Below are 436 nucleotides of genomic sequence, written 5' to 3' on the forward strand. Positions count from 1 at the left end.
TGCGTTCATGTTCTGTTTCCAGGTATCTCACTCTCTTATCTTCTTGAAATTTTTATTCAGCAAACTTGGTTCCACAATAGCTGTTTGTGCTGAAAAAAGGGAAAATTTACTCAGGTTTTACCGCAAGCACGATCTTATATCGATTCCTGTTGGCTATATCCATCACATTTACTGCCTTTTCTATAGGCACTCCTTCTTCTGCCCTAAGAATGATCGTGGGATCTTCAACACCCGCCAAAGTCTCTTTAAGTCTTGCTTCCAGGGAACTGCTGCTCACTCTTTCCTTATCGATATAGATCTGCAGGTCTTTGGTTATACTTACAGCCACGTTTTGCTTATTGGTAGTTTTTCCCTTTGCCTTTGGAAGGATAAGGTCAAGTGCTTCCGGCGTAATTGCAGGAGAAGTAAGCATAAAAAAGATCAACAACAGAAATAC

Annotated in this window: 1 protein-coding gene; it reads right to left on the reverse strand. The window is 40.6% G+C overall.

The window, feature by feature from the left end; genetic code table 11:
• Positions 1 to 106 precede the first annotated feature (106 nt).
• The coding region (locus HC176_RS16650) for an ExbD/TolR family protein (RefSeq protein ID WP_167920125.1) at positions 107 to 436 on the reverse strand (330 nt) is incomplete at its 5' end.

The organism is Tamlana crocina (genome assembly GCF_012037625.1).